Here is a 20,014-nt window from a genome sequence, read left to right as displayed (position 1 = left end):
AAAAACGCAAGCAATAGTATATGAATGCCCAAAATCGTCAAGGAACAAGCCTTGTTGCCAATGGCAGACATGCCCCAACTCATGCCCATGACCCATCATCAGCATGAAAAGATGAGCATTTGCCCCAAAATTTTGCTAAAATAAGCACCTATTTGCCTAAGATTTTACCTTACCCTTTGCCATGACCCATCAAGCCATCTCTGTTAGCACACCCACCATCGGCATTGCCAGACGTGCCACTTACCAAAAAATCACCACAAAAAAACGCTTGCCACTTATTATTGCCATTGTGCTGTGCCTAATGGCAGGAGCGATGTTTTCGTTGTCGCTTGCCCCTTATAAGCTTTGGGTGTTGGCGATATTCTCACCCATGGTACTGTATGCTTGTCTTGTCAGCGAAGATGGGGCAGGGCGTGCGTTTTGGATGGGGCAGGCGTATGGGTTTGGGCTTTGGGCAGTGGGGGCATTTTGGTTGTATACCTCCATTCATGAATATGGCAATATTGCGATGTGGCTTGCCCTTATCATGATAGCGGTCATGGCATGTATCATGGGGCTGTTTCATGCGGTCATGGCATGGGTCTTTGTGCGTTTTATGGGTCGCCAGCCGTTGGCATTTGCATCTTTGTGGGTGATACAAGAGTGGACAAAGACGTGGTTATTGACAGGATTTCCGTGGTTATTTGTCGGTTATGCTTTTACCGATTTGGCATGGCTAACCTCCTTGGCACCGATATTTGGAGTGTTTGCCATCAGCTTTGTGGCGGTACTGTTTGGGGCGAGTGTGGTAGAGGTGTTTCGCCAAAAATTGGGATTTTTGTGCATCAGTGTTTTTTTGGTGTTATTTGCCGTACTGATGTGGTTCATCGCCCCCAAATGGACAACACCCACAGCAGATAAATTGTCCATCTCACTTGTGCAGGGCAATATCCCCCAAGATTTAAAATGGCTGACCGAGTATCGCCATGAGACACTAAATATCTATGCCCAATTATCAAAGAGTGAATGGGGGCAAGATGTTGTGGTGTGGCCTGAGGCATCCATTCCTATGTTTCAAGATGAAGCATGGACATTCATCCATGACATGTATGCTCATGCCCAAACGCAAGGGGCAACGTGGGTCATGGGCATTCCTTATAAGGACATAGAAAATTACAATCCTGCCAAGCGTGATTACCCACACCTATATAATAGTGTGTTGGTGTTGGGTCAGGACAGTGATGGTTTGTATAAAAAACAAAATCTTGTTCCCTTTGGCGAGTATGTTCCCTTTGAGGGGATGCTAAATATTTTGCCTGATTTGGCAGGCATGCAAAACATGATGAGTTATAGTCGTGGTGATGATACCCAAAAACCACTGTTGGTCAAAAATCAGCCCATGGGGCCGGCGGTGTGCTATGAGGTGGCATATCCTGACACCACTCGTAAAAATGCCAAAGACACCCAATTTCTCTTGACTGTCTCAAATGATGCGTGGTTTGGCACAAGTGCAGGCCCTTTACAGCATCTACAAATGGTGCAAATGCGAAGCATAGAGACAGGGCGTTGGTTTGCACGAGCAACCAATACGGGGGTTACGGCATTTATTGATGATAAGGGACGTATCGTCAGTCAAGCACCTTCTTTTGTGCCAACGGTGTTGCGTGGGGAGGTACTGATGATGACAGGGACGACACCTTTTATGCGATGGGGCAGTTATCCGATATTGGCATTGTGCTTTTTACTCATCGCACTGAGTGTTATCGTCAGACGCCAAAATCGCTATGATGCCAGTCATGAGTTGTATTATCAAGGTGATGGCGTGCGAGACTGACCGCAAAATATAAAAATTACCTATAATTTTAATGGGTATTGTACAAAATGGTAAAAATTGGTATATAATAAAGAAAAATTTATTTAAATTTAAAAACATTGTAAACACTTCATCATTAAACGCTCAAATAAATGGTTAAATCAAACCCATCAACACGACAGGTGATTTATGGCACACGCACACGACGCTTCTGACAATAACCCAACCAAAGAGATCATCCATGCTTTGATCGGCGTGGTTCTGTTTTTGATTCTTATCGGTGGTATTGCTGTTTTTGCATGGCTACGTCCAGCGGGCAACCATGAGCCTGCAACCGTCTCAGCCACACCCGCAGGCAGAGCCTTAGAAGAGCTTATCCAACAAGAAGATAACCCCACCGATGCCCAAAAGGCCGAAGCTGTGGCAGTAGCAACCGCTCCTGATGCAACCTCTGATACCGCCGCCAGCGGTGCATCCGAGCAAGAAGCCGCCGAGCAAGTTGCTGATTCAAAGGGCGATGCCCAAACACCTGTCCAAGAAAAGCCAGTGGAGGATCAACCTGTTGCCAGTGATATAACAACTGGTGATGCTGATACAGAAAAAACCACCCAGTGATTTGAAAAACCTTATTTATCATTAAATAGGGTTTTTATCCAAAGTTTAGAGCATTTTTTGCCAACATTTGTTATTATGATGTTAAATTTAGCCAAATCTTAACTTGCAGACCCATTTATTGGTTTTATCTGTTGTCCTAAGCCTGTGAATTTATGCCATGAATAAGACAGCTTCATTACCATACTGACACATGGTGAGTGACTAAATGTATTAAAATAATCCCACAAAAATGCTCAAAATGACGCATGCAAGATAAGCCACAGACCAAACCACCTGAAAGATTCGGTCAATTTTGTATACAATGATGTTAATAAAACCAAAACGGTGTTCACGTTGGTATAACCTTTGCTTATTATTGTGATGAGTGTGAGTAATTGGACTTTTTGATGAGCTTTTACTATCTAAAAAAACGCGTGCTTTGTGGACTGGTACTCATGCCTACCTTTGTTTTGGCAAATATTAATCCGCTAGACCTAGATGCACTGCTACTTCGTGCTACGCAAACACACCCTTTGGTTAATGCTGCCAAAGCAGATGAGATGGCATCAGCTGAGGGTGTGCGTGCTGCCAAATTGGGCATGCTACCAACTCCAACAATGAGTGTGGGACATGACAAAAATGATGGATTGATAAGTACAGTTGCCATCCGTCAGCCACTATGGACGGGCGGGCGATTGACAGCACAGATTAACCAAAGCATGTATGACAATAAAGCCGCCAGTGCCCATGTGTTTGAACAGCAAAATACCGTTGCCAAAAATACCATTGATGTTTGGCGTGGCTATATCTATGCTGTTGCCTTGCAAGAGTTATACGCTGACAGTTTGGCACGTCTAAACGAGTTTGAGGCGATGATGGAACGTCGTGTGGCACAGGGTGTTTCAGCTAAGATTGAACTGGATTTGGTAAAAAATCGCATCTATCAAGACCAAAATTCACAACAAAATGCCATAGAACAAGAGCGAGTTGCCGCTGCCAGACTCTCACAGCTTATTGGTGAGACGCTGGGTGAGAAAAAATATAACATCACCATGAAGTCCTTGACGGACTATGTCAAAGCACAGTCAATAAATTTTGAGATGCAGGTGTTTGACAATATGGGCGGTCATCATCCCAGTGTCGTGCGTCAGCATTTTCAGGTGGAAGCTGCCAAACAAGAAGCAAAAGCCCAAGCGGCAGGGCGTTATCCTAACGTCTATGCCCAATATCAACACACCTTTGAGCATAAGAATAACAAAAATGATGGTAAATTTTCGCTGGGCATGTCTTATGACCCAGGGGCAGGTTTTTCATCACTTGCCCTAACTCGTGCTGCCAATGCTCGTGCCATAAGTCTGACCCAAACCCAAGAGGCGACAAGGCGGGTGGTCATGGAGAGTCTACAAACCCAATACCAAGAGTTTATCTCATCAAGGGATAAGGAGCGTTCCATTAAACTTGCCATTGATGGGGCAAAGTTGGTAGTAGACTCATACGGTCGTCAGTTCATTGCAGGGAGAAAATCATGGCTTGAGGTGCTAAATGCTGTGCGTGAACATACCCAATATGAACAGCAACTACTAGAAGTCCAAAGTCAGATGGTGGCAAGTTTTTATAAGCTACAAGTAGACTTTGGAGCGATGGATTGGCAGTTGGAGCATCACACCATTCATACACCCGTCAGTGAATTTCGCCCTTATCGCACGTTTTTGGCATGGCACAAGAGCCGTACTCTGCCAGTGGTGCAGATGACACAAGTGCCAACCGCCGATGACAGTTTTGTCAATCAGCAGGATTTATGGATAGAGCCACCTCGTGAAACCGATGAGCCAAGCAAGTCAGATATGATCAATGATGGCACGATGGGTCAGACACCATCAGATGTTCAAATAGAGCATATCATTGATGGTGAGGGCATACAAATGGATGAACTAGTCTGGTAGATGGATGAACGTCGTTTTTAAGCATCTCATGTTGTGATGAGTTTTTTTGTATTTATCAAATGTATTTATCAAATATTGTCGTGTTTAAACATATGACAAGCCAAGGATAACTGATGTCGTTACACCAAACCACTGACAACCCCAATAACGAACAACTGCCAAAACAATACACCAACAATAACGCTTTGGGCGTGGCGGTATTTGAGCTGTTAAAAGATGTGGGCATAACTGTGGATAAAAATCGCCTAGATACCGCACTTGTTCGTGTGTCAGGCTTTGATGACCATGAAGAGCGATTAACCCATTTGCTTGACATACTGGGCATTGTAGATGAGCCCGACGTTATGGATGAACCAGACGCCGCTTATATGCCCCTGCTTGCTTACCATCAAAGGTTGGGTTATGGTCGTATTGTACAAAAATACGGTCTCAACTGGATTTTTGAGAGCATCCAAGGCAGAGTGAGTTGTCAGGGCTCGGATTTGGATTTTGTGGCAAAAATTCGTGTCTCAGACAAACTGGTCGCTGACAAAAAAATTGGCTTTCACGAACTTTTGATACAAAATCTGACAGAGCATAAGCGTGTTGTAATAGAAGCAGTTGTGGCATCTTTTATCATCAACTTGCTTGCCCTTGCTGTCTCGTTATTTTCCATGCAGGTCTATGACCGTGTTATCCCAACCAACAGCCAGCACACATTGATTATCCTAGCATCGGGCGTGGGCTTGATGATTATCTTTGAGGCGATGATGAAATTTGCTCGCTCCAAAGTCATGGATAAGATGGTTATTGGGGTTGATGAGGTTTTGTCAAGAAATATCTTTGAGCGATTGTTGGCGGTGCGTGTGGACAAAATGCCAAGCTCGGTTGGTTCACTGGCAGCCCAGCTTCGTGGCTATGAACAGGTGCGTTCGTTTTTTACAGCAAGCACACTCTTTACGCTTGTTGATATTCCGATGAGTATTTTGTTCATCATCTTGATTGCGGTCATCGGCTCGCCCATCATTGCCATCATTCCACTCATTGCTGCGGTGATTGGCATTACATTGGGTCTGTCTGGTCGCAAAAAGATTGATAAAATATCTGCCCAAAATGCCACGGCTTCCTATCTAAAAACAGGAATTTTGGTAGAGACGGTTGAGGGTATGGAGACCATCAAGGCAGGTTCTGGTAATTGGAAATTCTTATCTAAATGGCTAAATGTAACAGGCGAGACCATTGATAATGACCTAAAAATGCGTCATGCCAATGACAACCTAAATTATAGCGTACAAATGCTCCAACAAATCAGCTATGTGGGGATTGTCATTACAGGGGCGTTTGTGGTGATGTCGCAGGGCATGACCATTGGTGGTTTGATTGCTTGTACCATTTTGGGCGGCCGTATTCTTGCTCCCATCATGAACGCCCCAAACTTGCTGGTACAGTATTCACACGCAAAAGCCGCCAAAGTCAATATTGAAAGGCTTTTTGCATTAGAACAAGACAATAACAATGTTGCTCATCCGCTTGCCCCATCTCGCATTCATGGCTGGTATCAATGCAATAACATGACCTTTAACTATACAGGCAATGAACGCAATGCCATCAGCATTGAACAGTTGGAAATCAAAGCAGGCGAGCGTGTGGCAATATTAGGCTCTATCGGCTCTGGCAAATCCACTTTATTAAAAATCCTATCAGGGTTATATATGCCCACAAGCGGTCATGTGCTGTTAGATGGGCTAGACATCGCTCATATCAGCCGTGAATCGATGAGTGAGCAGGTAGGTTATCTGCAACAAGACCATCGTCTCTTTCAAGGAACGCTTCGTGAGAATTTACTGATTGGCATGCCTGCCCCATCTGACGATGTCATCAGACAAGCACTACATCGCACAGGACTTATCCGCTTAGTGTCAGGGCATTCTAGTGGTTTAGATTTGCCCATCAGCGAAGGGGGCAAAGGTCTGTCAGGCGGACAAAAACAACTGGTTGCCTTTACTCGTTTGGTGCTAACCAAGCCATCGGTGTGGCTACTGGATGAACCGACAGCATCCATGGATAACATGCAAGAAAATCAGTGCTTGCAAGTGCTCTCCCAAGAACTCCAAGATCCCACCAAGACACTCATCGTCTCAACGCACAAGATGGGGCTACTGGCTTTGGTCAATCGTATCATCATCATGGCAGATGGTAAAGTGGTCATGGATGGGCCTAAGCAGGCGGTATTATCACGACTTATCCAAAATGAACAAAATGCCAAAGATGCCATGAAAAAAGTGGAACAGGGCGATACCACACAAAGTATAGATATCAATCCTAATACACCCAATCAACCATAAAGGGAGATACTGTGAGTCAAAAAAACTATCAAAAAGCAAAATCACGCAGTAAGCCCAGCATAATCATTTGGGTGGCACTGGCAGTCATCATTGTTCTTATTACATGGGCATCATTTGCCAAGATTGACCAGGTTACCAGAGCTCAGGCGACTGTTATCGCATCTGACCGCACCCAAGAGATTCAGGCAACCGATAATGGCGTGGTATCAGAACTTTTGGTCAAAGAGGGCGATGATGTCAAAAAAGGCGATTTATTGGCGATATTAGAAGAAGAGCGTGCCAAAGCAGCACTGGACAATTCAGCAACCAAAGTAGCAGCACTGCGAGCAAGAGTAGCACGTTTGGAGGCGGAGATTTTTGACCGTCCATTAAATTTTCCAGAAGAGATACAAAAGTATGCTGAATACGTCCAAAACCAAACCGAGCTATACAATCGTCGCCGTCAAGCCATTACCCAAGATGTGGCATCATTACAAAAAATGCTAGAACTTGCCAAGCGAGAACTTGCCATGAACGAACCACTGCTGGCACATGGTGATGTCAGTCAGGCGGACGTGATCAGACTTCGTCGTCAAGTGGCGGACATCGAGGCACAGATTACCAACAAACGCAACAAATACTTTGAAGATGCTCAAACCGAGCTGACCAAAGCCCAAGAAGAGCTAGAATCTGAAACCGAACAGCTAAGAGACAGAGCTCAGGTACTAGAAGAAAAACGCCTATTTGCTCCTGTGGATGGTAAAGTGAATAATATCGCCGTAACGACCATTGGTGGTGTGGTGCGATCAGGCGATACCATCATGCAGCTGCTTCCGACCAGCAGTGATTTGGTGGTGGAGGCAAAGGTGAGACCTGTGGATATTGCCTATGTCAAAGAGGGACAGACTGCCAGTGTTAAATTGGATGCTTATGATTATTCTATCTTTGGGGCGATGAATGGCGAGGTTATCTATATCAGTCCAGACACGCTCATGGAGAAAACCCCACAAGGCGATAAACCCTATTATCGTGTGCAGATTCGCATAGAAGGGGCTCAGGTAGCGGCTCGTGAAGATGAGATTATCATCAAACCGGGCATGACCGCCAGTGTGGACATCAAGGCAATGGAACGCACGGTATTGTCTTATTTGACCAAGCCAATTACCAAGACATTGTCCGAAGGTCTGGGTGAGCGATAGCACCAAAAAACGTGGCTTTTGTGCCACGTTTTTTGAAAGTATTGAATATTAAAAATAGTAGTGTTGCCGTTTTTTTAGAAATCGTCTATTCACTAAGATTTTGTGAGCCATAACCACGTTCCTTTAAAACATTTGCGGCTGCGTATTTTTAAGCACCGTAACCATTTTTTAGCTTCTTTTTTAAAAACTCATCACTTTCATTGCGGTAATCTTCCGTATAAACTTTAATTTCTTGATGTAGTTTACTAGCATTATTGCCAGCCTGTATAATCAAATTGCCTATTGCTGAAAAAATCCCCATGACGTTATCCTAAATTTGAACAAAAATAAAACGACCATTGCCAAAGGTGGTTGCACCACAATTAGAACAATACCAGTAGTTTGGTCTTTTTTCATGCATCGTGTAGTTGCCACACGATGGACACTTTTTGCCTTTTGCCATAAATGTTCTCCTTAGAAATTGATTTATTGCCTACTTTGTATTATAATCAAAAAATAAAACCATCACCACTAACCATTTGTTGAAAAATTCCACCAAAAGTTGATTTATGAAAACCCAAGACAAAATCCGAGCCATTTCCACCCAGCAAAAAATCTCCCAAGAGCAAATGGCAGAACGTCTTGATTTGACCCCACAAGCTTACTCAAAAATAGAATCAGGCAAAAACCAAATTAAGCCTAGACCGCATTCAACAAATCGCCCAAATTTTAAATATTGATGTTACCAAATTAATTCATAATAATGATAATGGTGTGTTTTTGTTGATTAATGAAAATTGTACCAATGAAAATTTAAACAATGGGGCAATTATTTATCATGGCAATCAACAATCTATCAACGAACAAGAATTAAAACATGATAATGAAAAAATGCAACTTATTATCACCCATAAAGATGAAATCATTGAACAATTAAAACAAGAAAACGCCTTATTAAAACAAATGCTCAATTTATTAAATACTCAACAAACCAATCAATAAACCCCACCAAACTTAACCAATAAAAAACGTGGCATTTGTGCCACGTTTTTGATATTTCTAATGGGTGCTAATTAGAGTACACACTCACCGCTCGTCAGATATTTTTCCAAATCCTCCGAACCGCCAATGTGCTTACCACCGACAAAGACCTGTGGCACGGTCTCATGCCCTGTCATGGCACGTACTGCTGTTGTGGTGATGTCACGCCCAAGCACCAGCTCCTCGTATGTTACGCCACGAGCTGTTAGAGCTTCTTTGGCTTTCATGCAAAACGGACAACCCTCTTTTGAGATGATCGCCACAGATGGCTTGTCTGTCCATTTAGGATTTAGGTATTTAATCATGGTGTCAGCATCTGAGACCTCAAAAGGGTCGCCGTCTTTTTGGGGTTCGTCAAAGATTTTGACAATCACGCCATCATCCACAAGCATAGAATAACGCCATGAACGTTTGCCAAAACCCAGCTCCTCTTTATCTACAAGTCGCCCCATGGCATCTGTGAATTCGCCATTACCATCTGGGATGATGGTAATGTTAGCACAGTCTTGGTCGTCTTGCCATGCGTTCATGACAAAGGTGTCATTGACCGACACGCAGATGATGTCATCCACACCCAACTTTTTAAATTCGCCATACAGTTCATTGTAGCGGGGCAGATGCATGGATGAGCAGGTTGGCGTAAATGCCCCTGGCAGGCTAAACAGCACGACTTTTTTGCCGTCAAACAGCTCATCAGTGGTAACATCAACCCACTCGCCGTCTTGACGGGTGTGAAAAGTTACATTTGGGACTTTTTGCCCAACCATCTCTTTAAATGCCATTGCATTTCTCCTAAAAAATAGATTTAACCCATTATACAGAATTTTTGTGGATTTTGCCAATTTTGCAAGGTTTTTGGGCGGATATTGAGTTTGTGAATAAATTGTAATTGGCTTTGGCGTTGGGACGTTCATAAGTGAAAACACGGCTTGGCTCAATCTCGCCCTTGGCAATGGCTAGGGCTTCTTGGGCGGACGCATACAGTTCTTTGTAAAAATCATCGCTCATTTTTTCTCCCTGTAAAATTAACTTCAAAATAAACCCATTGGCGACAGGGTGCGTATCACGCACCAATAAGATTTTTCATTTAAAAGGTGCATGTTACGCAACCCTACAAAATCCTTATTAAAAAATATGGAGTTGGCGTGAATTGGTATTAATTTGCTATAATATAAAATTAAAACATAAAATCTGACATGTGGGGGTAAAAATATTCGCTCAAATCAAATGCCGTATTGGGACAAATATCATTTTCCCCAACGTTGTCTCAATTTTTTATTCTTAACTGAACAATGTACCTACCTACCCAATCACATAATCCACAACCACAGGGGCGTGGTCAGAATACCACGCATCACGATAGACCCATGCCCCCAGCGTACGAGCCATCCAGTCGGGTGAACAGACGTGATAATCTATACGCCAGCCCACGTTTTTGGCACGGGCTTGCCCGCGATTTGACCACCATGAATAGATGTCGCTGTCATCTCGCACCACCCGAAATGTATCCACATAACCAAGCTCATCATAAATATGGTCAAGCCACGCCCGTTCATGGGGCAGACAGCCAGATGCTTTTTGGTTGCCAGGCCAGTTTTTGATGTCAATGCGTTTATGCACGATATTATAATCGCCACAGATGATGATGGATTTATTGTCATCTCGCCAGCGTTTTAATATGGTTTTGTATTTTTCCAAAAATTCATCTTTGCGAGCCTGAGCATCATCACCTGATGAACCAGATGGCAAATACAAAGATGCAATATGCACAGGCGTATCAAGTCCCCATTCACTCAAATCAAACCGCCCACAGCTAAACCGCCCCTGTGTATCGGCAATCTCAAAACCCAGACCATCTGTTGGGACAAAGGGCAATTTACTATAAATCGCCACCCCTGCATATCCCGCTCGCTCGGCAGGGAACAAATGAGTATGATAACCCACAGGCTTAAATTTATCCGTCCATTGTTCGTGCGTGAGTCTCGTCTCTTGCATACAGATGACGTCTGCGTCTGATTTGATGATAAAATCAAACAGCCCTTTTTTCTCAGATGCCCTTAATCCATTGACATTAATAGATACCACTCTTAGAACATGTTTGTTGCCATGCTTGATGGTGTGGATGGATTTTGGGGGTATTATGTCGTTGGGCTTGGGATTTAGGGCGGTTGGGGCTTGTGGATTGGGGTGTAGAGAATTGGCGTTGGTCATGATTGTCATTGGTTTTATAAAAGGGTGATTTTACCACAAAATACCATGACCATCTGTGTCAATTTATTAATAAGGTCAAATAAAAACCACTCATTTACTGAGTGGTTTTTGGTGATGTGTGAAAATCATCAGCCATTAATCAGTTGTCAATCGATGATAAAATGTTCAATGTCCATCTCGGTCATCACCTCGCTTGATGTGGTCATGCTGTCAGCAAGCCCACTCGTGCGTGGTAGGATTTTATCAAAGTAAAACTCTGCCGTCTGTGTTTTGGCAAGATAAAATTCATGGGGCTGTTCACCGCCATTTTTCATCTTATCAAGAGCAACACTTGCCATTCTTGCCCAGTGGTATGCCATCATCACATAGCCTGAGTACATGAGATAGTCATCGGACGCCGCTGAGATGATTTCACGGTTTTTGCGTTTGGCGGTAATGGCAAGACGCAAGGTCAGAGCATTCCATTCAGCACACAGTTTGGTCAATGCCCAAACGTACTTACGCATGTCTTTATCCAAAGCATAATCGCCACACCATTTCATGATACTGGCGGTATAATCACGCACCACTTTACCGCCACCATGTAGTAGCACCTTGCGACCGAGTAAGTCCAGAGCTTGTATGCCTGTTGTGCCTTCGTATAATGTGGCAATACGAGCATCACGAGCGATTTGTTCCATGCCCCATTCTTTGATATAACCATGACCGCCAAAGATTTGTAAGCCATTTTTTACAGATTCTTGGGCGATTTCGGTCAAAAAGCCTTTTAATACAGGTGTAAAAAAGCCCATTTTGTCCTCCCAACGTGCAATTTCTTTTTTATCGCCACGCACGGTCGCATCTGCCAGTTTATCCGAATAACGCCCAACATGATAAATCATGCTTCTTGCCCCCTCGGTAAATGCCTTTTGGGTTAATAGCATACGGCGGACATCGGCGTGATGATGAATGGCATCAGCAGGCTTGTTGGGTTCTTTGGTGCCAGATAAAGCACGCATAGAACGGCGTTCTTTGGCATAAGGCAGTGAGTTTTGAAAGGCAAGTTCCATGTGTGCCAGACCCTGAATGCCTGTACCGACACGAGCGGTGTTCATGTAGGTGAACATTGCTTTTAGTCCTTTATTTGGTTCGCCAATGAGATAACCTGTGGCGTTGTCAAAGTTAAGTACGCACGTCGCTGATGCACGAATGCCCATTTTATGTTCAATAGAACCACAGCTGACACCATTGCGTTTGCCCATGTTGCCATCATTGTCAGCTAAGAATTTTGGTACGATAAATAACGAAATGCCTTTTGTGCCAGCAGGAGCATCGGGCAGGCGTGCCAAAACGACATGCACGATATTATCAGTTAGGTCATGTTCACCTGCACTGATGAAAATCTTAGAACCATTAATAAGATAAGTGCCATCATCATTGGGTTTGGCGGAGGTTTTCATTTGGTTTAGGTCAGTACCACACTGGGATTCGGTCAGACACATGGTGCCAGACCACTCGCCAGTAACGAGCTTAGGTAGGTATAGGTCTTTTTGCTCGGTCGTGCCGTATTCTAAAATGGTATTGACCGCTCCAAGCGATAACCCCGGATACATGGCAAATGACCAGTTGGCAGTACCAAGCATTTCTGATTTGATGAGATTAAGAGACATTGGCAGACCCATACCACCATACTGTTCAGGATAGGAAATGCCTTGCCAGCCCCCTTGTGCAAATTGCTGGTACGCTTCTTTAAAGCCTTTGGGTGTGCTAACTTTGCCATCTTCAAAATGACAACCTTCGGCATCACCTGACTGATATAAGGGGGCGATGACATTTTGAGCCAAATCAGCAAAACCCTCTAAAATCATGGCAACGGTTTCGCTGTCGGCATTTTTGCCATGTTCAAAGGTTTGGTAGTGGCCAGGATAGTCAAAAACTTCATTGATGAGAAATTTAATGTCCCGTAGGGGGGCTTTGTACGTCAGCATGATACAGCTCCTTTGTGATGGTAGATGGGTAATGCGTAGACAATAATTACAAGTCAAGTTCAAGTCAATATAAGTGTAATTGTGTATTAGAACGTCATTTTGTTACTATACCTTATTGTTACTATACCTTATTTTGAGATTTGTGATGGGGCTTTTGTGTTAAAAATAACGATTTTTCATAAATTTCTAATTTTTTTATAAAAATTAATTATAAATTGGGCATCACTTTATCCAAATCTACCGTCCGTCCTGTCCAAAGTTCAAAGGATAAGCGAGCTTGATTGATGAGCATGCCCATGCCATCTATCTGCTCAGCGTGATGAAAATGCTTTAAAAAAGCAGACGGCTTGCCATACATCATGTCATAAGCCACATCAGCCGATACATCACCCAAATCCAGCGTTTGCCCTGTGGTTGTGGCGGATGTGGCATTGATAATCACGTCAAAATGTCCTGTCAAATCATCCAAGGCGTGGGCATTTATGGTAATGCCTTGCGTGATGAAATTTTGGGCAAGTATGTGGGCTTTTGATGGTGTACGGTTAAAAACTGATACTCTGGCACCACGTTGAACCAGTGGTAAAATAACCCCCCGAGTTGCTCCACCTGCCCCAAGTATGGCGACCTTTTTGTTGTATAAATCCACACCATGGTTCACCAAATCCGCCACCAGTCCTTGACCATCTGTGTTGTCGCCAAAGAGCGTGCCATTTTTTAGGGCAAGCGTGTTTACCGCCCCTGCGTTTTTGGCGTATTCGCTTAATGTGCCGACTTCTTGGCAGATGTCAAACGTCATTTCTTTAAAGGGCAAGGTTACATTCGCCCCCACACCGCCACCGTTAAAAAAAGCTTCTATCACCGCCCTAAGACTGTCAAAATCATCAGGGCAAAATTGGCATCTATAACTAATATCAATCCCCACCAAGCGAGCAAAGGCAGTATGAATGTCAGGGCTTTTTGAGTGGCTAATGGGGTTGCCAATGACGATGAAATGTTGCATGTGGTGTCCTGATAAATTTAAAAATTAGAACTGTTAAAATGGCACAAAAACAGCTACAATAACCGCCATTATTTTGCATACATTTATTGATTTAATCAATCCATTTTGCCAGTTTATCATAAGCCATGACCAACACAACACCTACCAAAAAATTCTTAAAAGCCCCCATCATTTGGGTGTTTATCATTGCCTGTGCATTGGCATTAGTATTGTTTTTTCGTCCCACCACACACAAGGATGTGATACAAGATGACGGCGAGCCACAGGTCTATAAAAAAGTGGTCTATGATGTGGCAAGTTGGCAAGCCTGGCCTATCATGACCGAGATGGGACAAGATCGGTTTGAGCGTGCCAAAACATTCATCGCCCAAACTGCCATCAAATCGGATGCTTTGGATTTTCATGGGGTCATGGCGGATAAATACAGTCATACATCAGCACATGAGCCACCGTTATATGTCATTGAGTCAGATGAACTCTTTGAGCTGACGTGGTATTATGCCCATCCCAAAGACAGCGATGCCATCAAGCAGGCAAGCTATGCCCACGCCCAAAAAGCCTACGCTCTTGCCACGGCTTTGTATGGCAATGATGGCAAAGCGGTGTTGGAGCAAATGCTGACAGAGCAAATGGTTGGGGCAGAGCTACTACAAAAACATGGCATATTAAAGGCGGAATGTGCCAATTACACCTGTCAGCTTATCATGAAAAAATAAACCATGCAACTAAGATGAGTGGCAAATAAGATGAGCGGTTTGGGGTGTGTCTGCCTTTTATGACCAACAAACCATATGAACTACAAAAACGCACAAGCCAAGCTCATGCGTTTTTTGGGTCAAAGCAGAGCATTTGTCTCATGCGTGATTTTTTTAGTGGCTGTGAATATGATGATGCGTGGGAAGGGTGCTTTGACAACTTAGGCTATATACCGAACCATCAGCAGTTGTGATGTCTAGCATGCCTATGTTGCCTTTGGTGTGCCATTCGTATTTTGAGTTGGGATTGACGTCATTGATAAACAGCATGCCAGAGCCAGATTTGGATGTAGAATCCGTGGGGGCAATTTTAAACTCAACATCAGTACCATTTAGACCCAATTGAGAAGCGGTGATGTTAAGCAAGGCTTTTTTGGCATCAGGGTTGTAGTGTGCAACAATGTTGGCATCATTGGCATCATTATTGCAGGTGTAGGTTTTTGATATAATACCATGATGGGAATTGTTGGTATGATTGCCATGCTTGTGGGCGTGTTCGCCGTGCATCTGCTGAGTGATGGGCTGATTCATGGTTGGGGTATTTGTGGCACAACCTGTCAAAACTAACGCACCTACCGCCGTGGCAATTAATAATTTTTTCATAACAATCTCCTTACAAGGGATGAATATAAATGTTAAAAAGCAGTTTTGTATAACCATCTAACCGTCTTATTATATATGAAATGACGGTAAGATATGTAACAAATTTTTTCAAAATAATGCTAAACTTGTAAAAAACTTTAATCAACCAAATATACCACATTATCCCCCTCTTTTTTGATGATTTTGTTTAACTCTAAGCGTTTGATGATGTCATCAATATTGGCATCTTGTCCGCCTCGAAAGCTAAAAATCGCCTCCAAAAATGTTTGTAGAGCAGGCAGGCGATTAGGCTTGCTTTTTAATACCCGTTCTAGGCAATAATCATAATCGGCAGATGGTGGCAGTTTGGGCGTGGGGGCAGATGATGATTTAGGCGAGAGCATAAGCTGTCCGAGCAGATGATGGGCAAGTTTTAGCTTGTCTGTATCAGATAGGGCGGATGCCAAATCAAGGGCGGTGCGATACGACATGGAGGTCTGTTCCTTAAATGATGGGTTGATGATGGCAATGGTAAAATAATAAGATCGGTTTATTGTATGATAAACGCAGATAAAAGAAAAGAGCGACCAGCAAAAAGCGGACATGTTGCCCGCTTTTATTGGTGATTTGTCGTTGATTAGTGTTTGGGCGGTTCGCCAACCCCAAGATACATCTCATCATTTTTGATGAGAGTGGGGTGGTTGGCATCTTTGATATTAGTACGTAAGATAAGATAGCCGATAATGCCTGAGACAAGCGAACCTAAGATAATACCCAAACGTGGGTCATACTCATCAGGAATGCCCCCAAAGGCAAGCCCTGAGATAAAGAGTGACATGGTAAAGCCAATACCGCAAAGCAGGGACACGCCATAGATTTGTATGAAAGTGGTGCCTTTGGGCAATTTGGCAAGACCTAACTTGACAACGACAAGCACAGGGATGATTACGCCAATCTGCTTACCGATAATCAAACCCAAAGCAATCCCCATGGGCACACCATGCATGAGTTCACTCATGCTGGTGCCAGCCAATGAGATGCCTGCATTGGCAAAGGCAAATAAAGGCAGGATACCAAAAGCGACGGTATTATGCAGGTCATGTTCTAACTCTTCTAGGGGCGAATGATCAGGGTCAGCATTGTTTTTTAAGGGAATGAAAAACGCCAAAAGTACCCCTGCCAATGTTGCATGTACGCCTGATTTTAACATGGCAGCCCATAAGATGACTCCGATGAGTAAATAAGGCGTTAGACGGGTAACATTTAAGCGATTTAGTAAAAATAAAAATGGCAAACACACCGCCGCCACCCCAAGCGACAACAGTGATAACTCGGATGTGTAGAACAGGGCAATGATGATGATCGCTCCGATGTCATCAAAGATGGCAATGGATACCAAAAACACTTTTAAGGCGTTGGGAACTTTGTTGCCAAGCAGACTAAGCACGCCAATGGCAAAGGCAATGTCCGTGGCGGCAGGGATTGCCCATCCTTTTAGGGCTTCGGCATCACCATGGTTTAGCCCATAGTAGACCAAAGCAGGGGCAATCATGCCACCGATGGCACAGATGGCAGGTAAGATGATTTGCTTGATGTCGGAGAGCTCTCCTATCAAGGCCTCACGTTTTAATTCTAGCCCCACCAAAAAGAAAAATACTGCCATCAGACCGTCATTAATCCAATGATGAGCATCTTTGGCAATTTCAAACTGACCAATTTGCACCACCACAGGAGCGTGAATAAAGGCGTTGTATAACTCGTACAGGGGCGAATTGGCGACCATCATGGCAAGCACAGCAGCAAAGGCAAGTACAATGCCCCCAGCAGCTTCTAGCTCAAAAAAGGATTTTATGCGACTCATTGGCATGACTATCTTATCCTATAAACGTAGATGAATAAAAACAAAATAACTATAAAAAATAGTTATAAATAAAAATAAATCAATCTTATAAATATATCATAAAAATTAATAAGGCGTGTTGAAATTTTGTATTTACCATAAAAATATCCATATAAACAGTAGAGGGTATATGCTTTTTAAGCAGAACAGCGGTAACCATAAGCCTTTGCAGGCAAGTGTCTGATGTGAAAATAATCCGACCATTTGTTCTAAAATGGTGCATCATAACCAAAACCAGTAACACCACCTAAGTAAAATGCCACCAAATAACTAAGCAATAACTAAGAAATAATAATGGCAGATAATGAAAACTCATCATCTGCCATCGTTGCTATCAATCGTTGGCATGGCTTGGGCTTATCATCTTAATCATTCATATTTGATTAAGTGTCCACCCCATTAGCCAAACCAAACATTGTGTTTAAATTACTGCTTAACCTCTTGTTGTTTTTTTGTGCCAAAGACCACAGAGACTTTACCATCATCACCGCTGTTTTTGTGTGCAAATGACCCACCCATCTCGGTTGCATCTGGACCATAAAAGCCCCCAGTAACTTCGGCATCTTTGATGACGATGGATTTGCCTGTACTGCTAGAATCTATCTTGTAGCCCCCTGCGTTCGCTTCGGCGGTGCTGGCTTTGCCTGTCCAGCCATTGCCTGCGATTTCACCTGTGATGTTAAATACAGGGTCTTTGCGGTCTTTGGTGATAAGTTTGCCATTAACTGTTTTGCTTGCAAAGTCAATGTCAAAATCAGCAACATCTTTGGCATCATTAAAGCCTTTTGATGAGTCCGCTCCTGTGATGTATCCTACCCAGTTCCCCAGATATTTGGCTTTGCCTGTGGTTGGTACGGCTTTCTCGCCTGTGGTAGCGGTGCGTTCGCCTTGTAAAAAGACACTGTTGCTTGTGCCGACACTGAGTTCACCAAATTTTAGGTATTCAAAGTTTTTGCCATAGGTTTTGACACTAACTTTATCATTCACCATCAAAGTCTCGCCCGCTTTGTTTGTGGCAGATTCTAGCTTTTCTTTGGTGAATTCATTTTTGGTGGCATCGGTAGATACCAAATCAATGACGGTAGAACCCAAGACCAACTTTTTGGCATTGCCAAAGTTATCCAGTTGTTTTTTGGTAAATGGGGTGAATGTGGTCGCTTCTTTGGTGTTAAATGTCCCAAGCGCATAGGCATCTAAGATGGCTTCGGTTTTTTCTACTTTACCCTCTTGTTTAGCACCAAAGACACCAAAGAGTTTGTTGTCATCGGTTAAGAATTTACCTGCCAGCTCCTCGCCTTTTGGTCCATAAAAACCACCTTCTAGCTTGTTTGTAGCATCGCTGGTAAAGGGGTGTTGGGTTTTGCTGTCTTCTGCTTTATCGCTTGCGGTGGCACTGCCACGGAAGCGGTTGCCGTGGATATCAGCCTTAATACCGTAGCGTTTGGTTTTAACAGGCTTGGCATTTGATGAGCTTTTTACATTACTGGATAATTCACCTTTTAGGCTCTTTTTACTAAAATCTACCGTAAATTCACTACTATGACCATATTCGCCATTATAATCATTTGGTTTGTCTCTCTCATCAGTTAATAAAGATGGGTACTCATGGGAAGATATTGCACTATGGCGATTACCAGCTTGCGGTGCTTCAAAACTGCTAAATGATTGTTTATTTTTGGCATCGGTCATAAAATCCCAAGTGCCTTTATACTTAACCTCAGATACAGGCAATTGTTTAGCAGTTTGTTCACCTTTATAAAATAAAGCACCATCAAAACCAGTTTTAGCTATTTTATTTGGAATGTCGATATTAGAATAACCTGAGTGATAAATATAACCAGAACGCACATAAGTCAAATCACGAGTGCGTGCTTTATTCTGCTTATCATGTGAATAATTAATATTTCTTTCATAAATGGGTTTAGCAAGATTTGTTAGATGGTCATCAAGAGTTTTTTTAATATGAGCTTCTAGTGCCACTTCATCAAGTCTTTCTTTGTCAGGGCGTTGTTTATTGTCTCTTCTGATTTGCTCTTCAATATGTGACTTCTCTTGGTTGTAAGCATTTTGTACTTCTTTACTATTTTTGATGTTTTGCCAAATAGAGTTATCAAATGGCTTATGCTCCAAGCCACCTTCAAGTTTTACAACATCATCTGTACTGATTTGGGCATGTTCTTCCTGTCTTGGCATCCAGTTACGAAGCTTTAATTCCATTGCATAACCCATGGCAGGTTCTTGAATGCCTGAGATTTCAGCTTTTTCATTTTTATCGGTTGGCACATCTTGATATTTTGGTTCTGGTGTGTTGGCACTGCCTGTACCAGAGTTTGCATTACCTGAATTACCTGCATTGCCTGTACCAGAGTTTGCACCGCCAGCATTGCCAGCATTGCCTGCATTATCAGTACTGCCAGTACCGCCAGCATTACCTGAATTACCTGCATTTGGAATGGGCGTAGAGGCAGGTGGATTGAAACCACCACTGCTACCACCACAAGCGGTTAATAAGACGGCAGAGATTGCCACACACAGTGTGGTTAAAGGAATGTGTTTCATAAAATAATCCTCTGATGGGTTGATGGTATTATCTAAACAAGTCTGTTAATGCCTATTTTGGCATGCCGACAATGTGCATTTGGCGTATTTGTTTGGGCATTTATGATAAATGCGTTTGTGATGGACAAAATACGGCAAATTTACATTGATAAATAATAACATAAACAATAACAATTATCTATTATATTT

The 20,014-nt window shown here is 43.1% G+C and carries 18 protein-coding genes; 8 read left to right on the top strand and 10 right to left on the bottom strand.

The features are described from left to right. Positions 1–181 precede the first annotated feature (181 nt). The 5 genes from lnt (at position 182) to A7456_RS10005 (ending at position 7,831) form a co-directional block, all read left to right on the top strand. Positions 182–1,813, top strand: a complete 1,632-nt coding sequence (lnt, locus tag A7456_RS10025) for an apolipoprotein N-acyltransferase (RefSeq protein WP_067010283.1) — start codon at positions 182–184, stop codon at positions 1,811–1,813. Positions 1,814–1,981: 168 nt separating this feature from the next. Beyond that, entirely contained in the window at positions 1,982–2,407 is a 426-nt protein-coding gene (locus A7456_RS10020; RefSeq protein ID WP_067010281.1) for a hypothetical protein, read from the top strand. Positions 2,408–2,793: 386 nt separating this feature from the next. Continuing rightward, positions 2,794–4,329, top strand: a complete 1,536-nt coding sequence (locus tag A7456_RS10015; RefSeq protein WP_067010278.1) for a TolC family protein — start codon at positions 2,794–2,796, stop codon at positions 4,327–4,329. Between the two features lie 113 nt (positions 4,330–4,442). Continuing rightward, complete coding sequence (locus A7456_RS10010; RefSeq protein WP_082995566.1) at positions 4,443–6,653, top strand: ATP-binding cassette domain-containing protein; 2,211 nt, start codon at positions 4,443–4,445, stop codon at positions 6,651–6,653. Between the two features lie 11 nt (positions 6,654–6,664). Further along, a complete protein-coding gene (locus A7456_RS10005; protein WP_067010272.1) occupies positions 6,665–7,831 on the top strand; it encodes an HlyD family type I secretion periplasmic adaptor subunit in 1,167 nt (388 codons plus the stop codon). A 148-nt stretch (positions 7,832–7,979) separates the two neighbouring features. On the opposite strand, the gene A7456_RS11495 is transcribed toward A7456_RS10005, so the two are convergent. Then, a complete protein-coding gene (locus tag A7456_RS11495) occupies positions 7,980–8,132 on the bottom strand; it encodes a hypothetical protein (RefSeq protein WP_156629003.1) in 153 nt (50 codons plus the stop codon). A gap of 247 nt (positions 8,133–8,379) precedes the next feature. On the opposite strand from A7456_RS11495, the gene A7456_RS11020 reads away from it, so the two are divergent. After that, on the top strand, positions 8,380–8,550 hold the full coding sequence (locus A7456_RS11020) for a helix-turn-helix domain-containing protein (RefSeq protein ID WP_082995565.1): 171 nt from the start codon (positions 8,380–8,382) through the stop codon (positions 8,548–8,550). A gap of 40 nt (positions 8,551–8,590) precedes the next feature. Further along, complete coding sequence (locus tag A7456_RS10000) at positions 8,591–8,812, top strand: hypothetical protein (protein ID WP_079363908.1); 222 nt, start codon at positions 8,591–8,593, stop codon at positions 8,810–8,812. Positions 8,813–8,883: 71 nt separating this feature from the next. On the opposite strand, the gene A7456_RS09995 is transcribed toward A7456_RS10000, so the two are convergent. The 5 genes from A7456_RS09995 to aroE all read right to left on the bottom strand — a co-directional run bounded on the left by A7456_RS09995 (position 8,884) and on the right by aroE (position 14,029). Further along, entirely contained in the window at positions 8,884–9,633 is a 750-nt protein-coding gene (locus A7456_RS09995; protein WP_067010269.1) for a glutathione peroxidase, read from the bottom strand. A 31-nt stretch (positions 9,634–9,664) separates the two neighbouring features. Next, the gene (locus tag A7456_RS09990; RefSeq protein ID WP_067010266.1) at positions 9,665–9,859 is read right to left on the bottom strand and encodes a hypothetical protein; all 195 of its coding nucleotides are present in this window, start codon (positions 9,857–9,859) and stop codon (positions 9,665–9,667) included. A 294-nt stretch (positions 9,860–10,153) separates the two neighbouring features. After that, positions 10,154–10,990, bottom strand: a complete 837-nt coding sequence (locus A7456_RS09985) for an exodeoxyribonuclease III (protein WP_067010332.1) — start codon at positions 10,988–10,990, stop codon at positions 10,154–10,156. Between the two features lie 218 nt (positions 10,991–11,208). Continuing rightward, the gene (locus A7456_RS09980; RefSeq protein WP_067010265.1) at positions 11,209–13,029 is read right to left on the bottom strand and encodes an acyl-CoA dehydrogenase C-terminal domain-containing protein; all 1,821 of its coding nucleotides are present in this window, start codon (positions 13,027–13,029) and stop codon (positions 11,209–11,211) included. Positions 13,030–13,237: 208 nt separating this feature from the next. Beyond that, positions 13,238–14,029 carry a shikimate dehydrogenase gene (gene aroE, locus A7456_RS09975; RefSeq protein WP_067010262.1) on the bottom strand — a complete coding sequence of 264 codons (792 nt, stop codon included), beginning with the start codon at positions 14,027–14,029 and terminating at the stop codon, positions 13,238–13,240. A 125-nt stretch (positions 14,030–14,154) separates the two neighbouring features. Here aroE and A7456_RS09970 point away from each other — a divergent pair, with 125 nt between their 5' ends. After that, complete coding sequence (locus tag A7456_RS09970; RefSeq protein WP_067010259.1) at positions 14,155–14,745, top strand: hypothetical protein; 591 nt, start codon at positions 14,155–14,157, stop codon at positions 14,743–14,745. A gap of 153 nt (positions 14,746–14,898) precedes the next feature. Here A7456_RS09970 and A7456_RS09965 read toward each other — a convergent pair whose 3' ends face one another. From A7456_RS09965 to A7456_RS09950, 4 genes are all read right to left on the bottom strand, one after another. Then, entirely contained in the window at positions 14,899–15,387 is a 489-nt protein-coding gene (locus A7456_RS09965; RefSeq protein WP_067010256.1) for a hypothetical protein, read from the bottom strand. Between the two features lie 137 nt (positions 15,388–15,524). Beyond that, positions 15,525–15,971 carry a hypothetical protein gene (locus tag A7456_RS09960; protein ID WP_067010253.1) on the bottom strand — a complete coding sequence of 149 codons (447 nt, stop codon included), beginning with the start codon at positions 15,969–15,971 and terminating at the stop codon, positions 15,525–15,527. Between the two features lie 32 nt (positions 15,972–16,003). Then, a complete protein-coding gene (gene nhaA, locus A7456_RS09955) occupies positions 16,004–17,233 on the bottom strand; it encodes a Na+/H+ antiporter NhaA (RefSeq protein WP_066892361.1) in 1,230 nt (409 codons plus the stop codon). Between the two features lie 459 nt (positions 17,234–17,692). Then, positions 17,693–19,825, bottom strand: coding sequence for a transferrin-binding protein-like solute binding protein (locus A7456_RS09950; RefSeq protein ID WP_067010250.1), 2,133 nt, complete (start codon positions 19,823–19,825; stop codon positions 17,693–17,695). Positions 19,826–20,014 lie beyond the last annotated feature (189 nt).

Origin of the sequence: Moraxella nonliquefaciens (assembly GCF_001679005.1) — a bacterium.
GTDB lineage: Bacteria > Pseudomonadota > Gammaproteobacteria > Pseudomonadales > Moraxellaceae > Moraxella > Moraxella nonliquefaciens.
Note: the sequence above shows the minus strand (reverse complement) of the source record. Positions and strands in the feature narration are given on the sequence as shown.

Excerpts from the sequence above, each read along its gene's own strand:
- lnt (WP_067010283.1), top strand. The coding sequence starts at position 182 with ATGACCCATCAAGCCATCTCTGTTAGCACACCCACCATCGGCATTGCC.
- A7456_RS10020 (WP_067010281.1), top strand. The coding sequence starts at position 1,982 with ATGGCACACGCACACGACGCTTCTGACAATAACCCAACCAAAGAGATC.
- A7456_RS10015 (WP_067010278.1), top strand. The coding sequence starts at position 2,794 with ATGAGCTTTTACTATCTAAAAAAACGCGTGCTTTGTGGACTGGTACTC.
- A7456_RS10010 (WP_082995566.1), top strand. The coding sequence starts at position 4,443 with ATGTCGTTACACCAAACCACTGACAACCCCAATAACGAACAACTGCCA.
- A7456_RS11495 (WP_156629003.1), bottom strand. The coding sequence starts at position 8,132 with ATGGGGATTTTTTCAGCAATAGGCAATTTGATTATACAGGCTGGCAAT.
- A7456_RS11020 (WP_082995565.1), top strand. The coding sequence starts at position 8,380 with ATGAAAACCCAAGACAAAATCCGAGCCATTTCCACCCAGCAAAAAATC.
- A7456_RS09995 (WP_067010269.1), bottom strand. The coding sequence starts at position 9,633 with ATGGCATTTAAAGAGATGGTTGGGCAAAAAGTCCCAAATGTAACTTTT.
- A7456_RS09990 (WP_067010266.1), bottom strand. The coding sequence starts at position 9,859 with ATGAGCGATGATTTTTACAAAGAACTGTATGCGTCCGCCCAAGAAGCC.
- A7456_RS09980 (WP_067010265.1), bottom strand. The coding sequence starts at position 13,029 with ATGCTGACGTACAAAGCCCCCCTACGGGACATTAAATTTCTCATCAAT.
- aroE (WP_067010262.1), bottom strand. The coding sequence starts at position 14,029 with ATGCAACATTTCATCGTCATTGGCAACCCCATTAGCCACTCAAAAAGC.
- A7456_RS09970 (WP_067010259.1), top strand. The coding sequence starts at position 14,155 with ATGACCAACACAACACCTACCAAAAAATTCTTAAAAGCCCCCATCATT.
- A7456_RS09965 (WP_067010256.1), bottom strand. The coding sequence starts at position 15,387 with ATGAAAAAATTATTAATTGCCACGGCGGTAGGTGCGTTAGTTTTGACA.
- A7456_RS09960 (WP_067010253.1), bottom strand. The coding sequence starts at position 15,971 with ATGTCCGCTTTTTGCTGGTCGCTCTTTTCTTTTATCTGCGTTTATCAT.
- nhaA (WP_066892361.1), bottom strand. The coding sequence starts at position 17,233 with ATGCCAATGAGTCGCATAAAATCCTTTTTTGAGCTAGAAGCTGCTGGG.
- A7456_RS09950 (WP_067010250.1), bottom strand. The coding sequence starts at position 19,825 with ATGAAACACATTCCTTTAACCACACTGTGTGTGGCAATCTCTGCCGTC.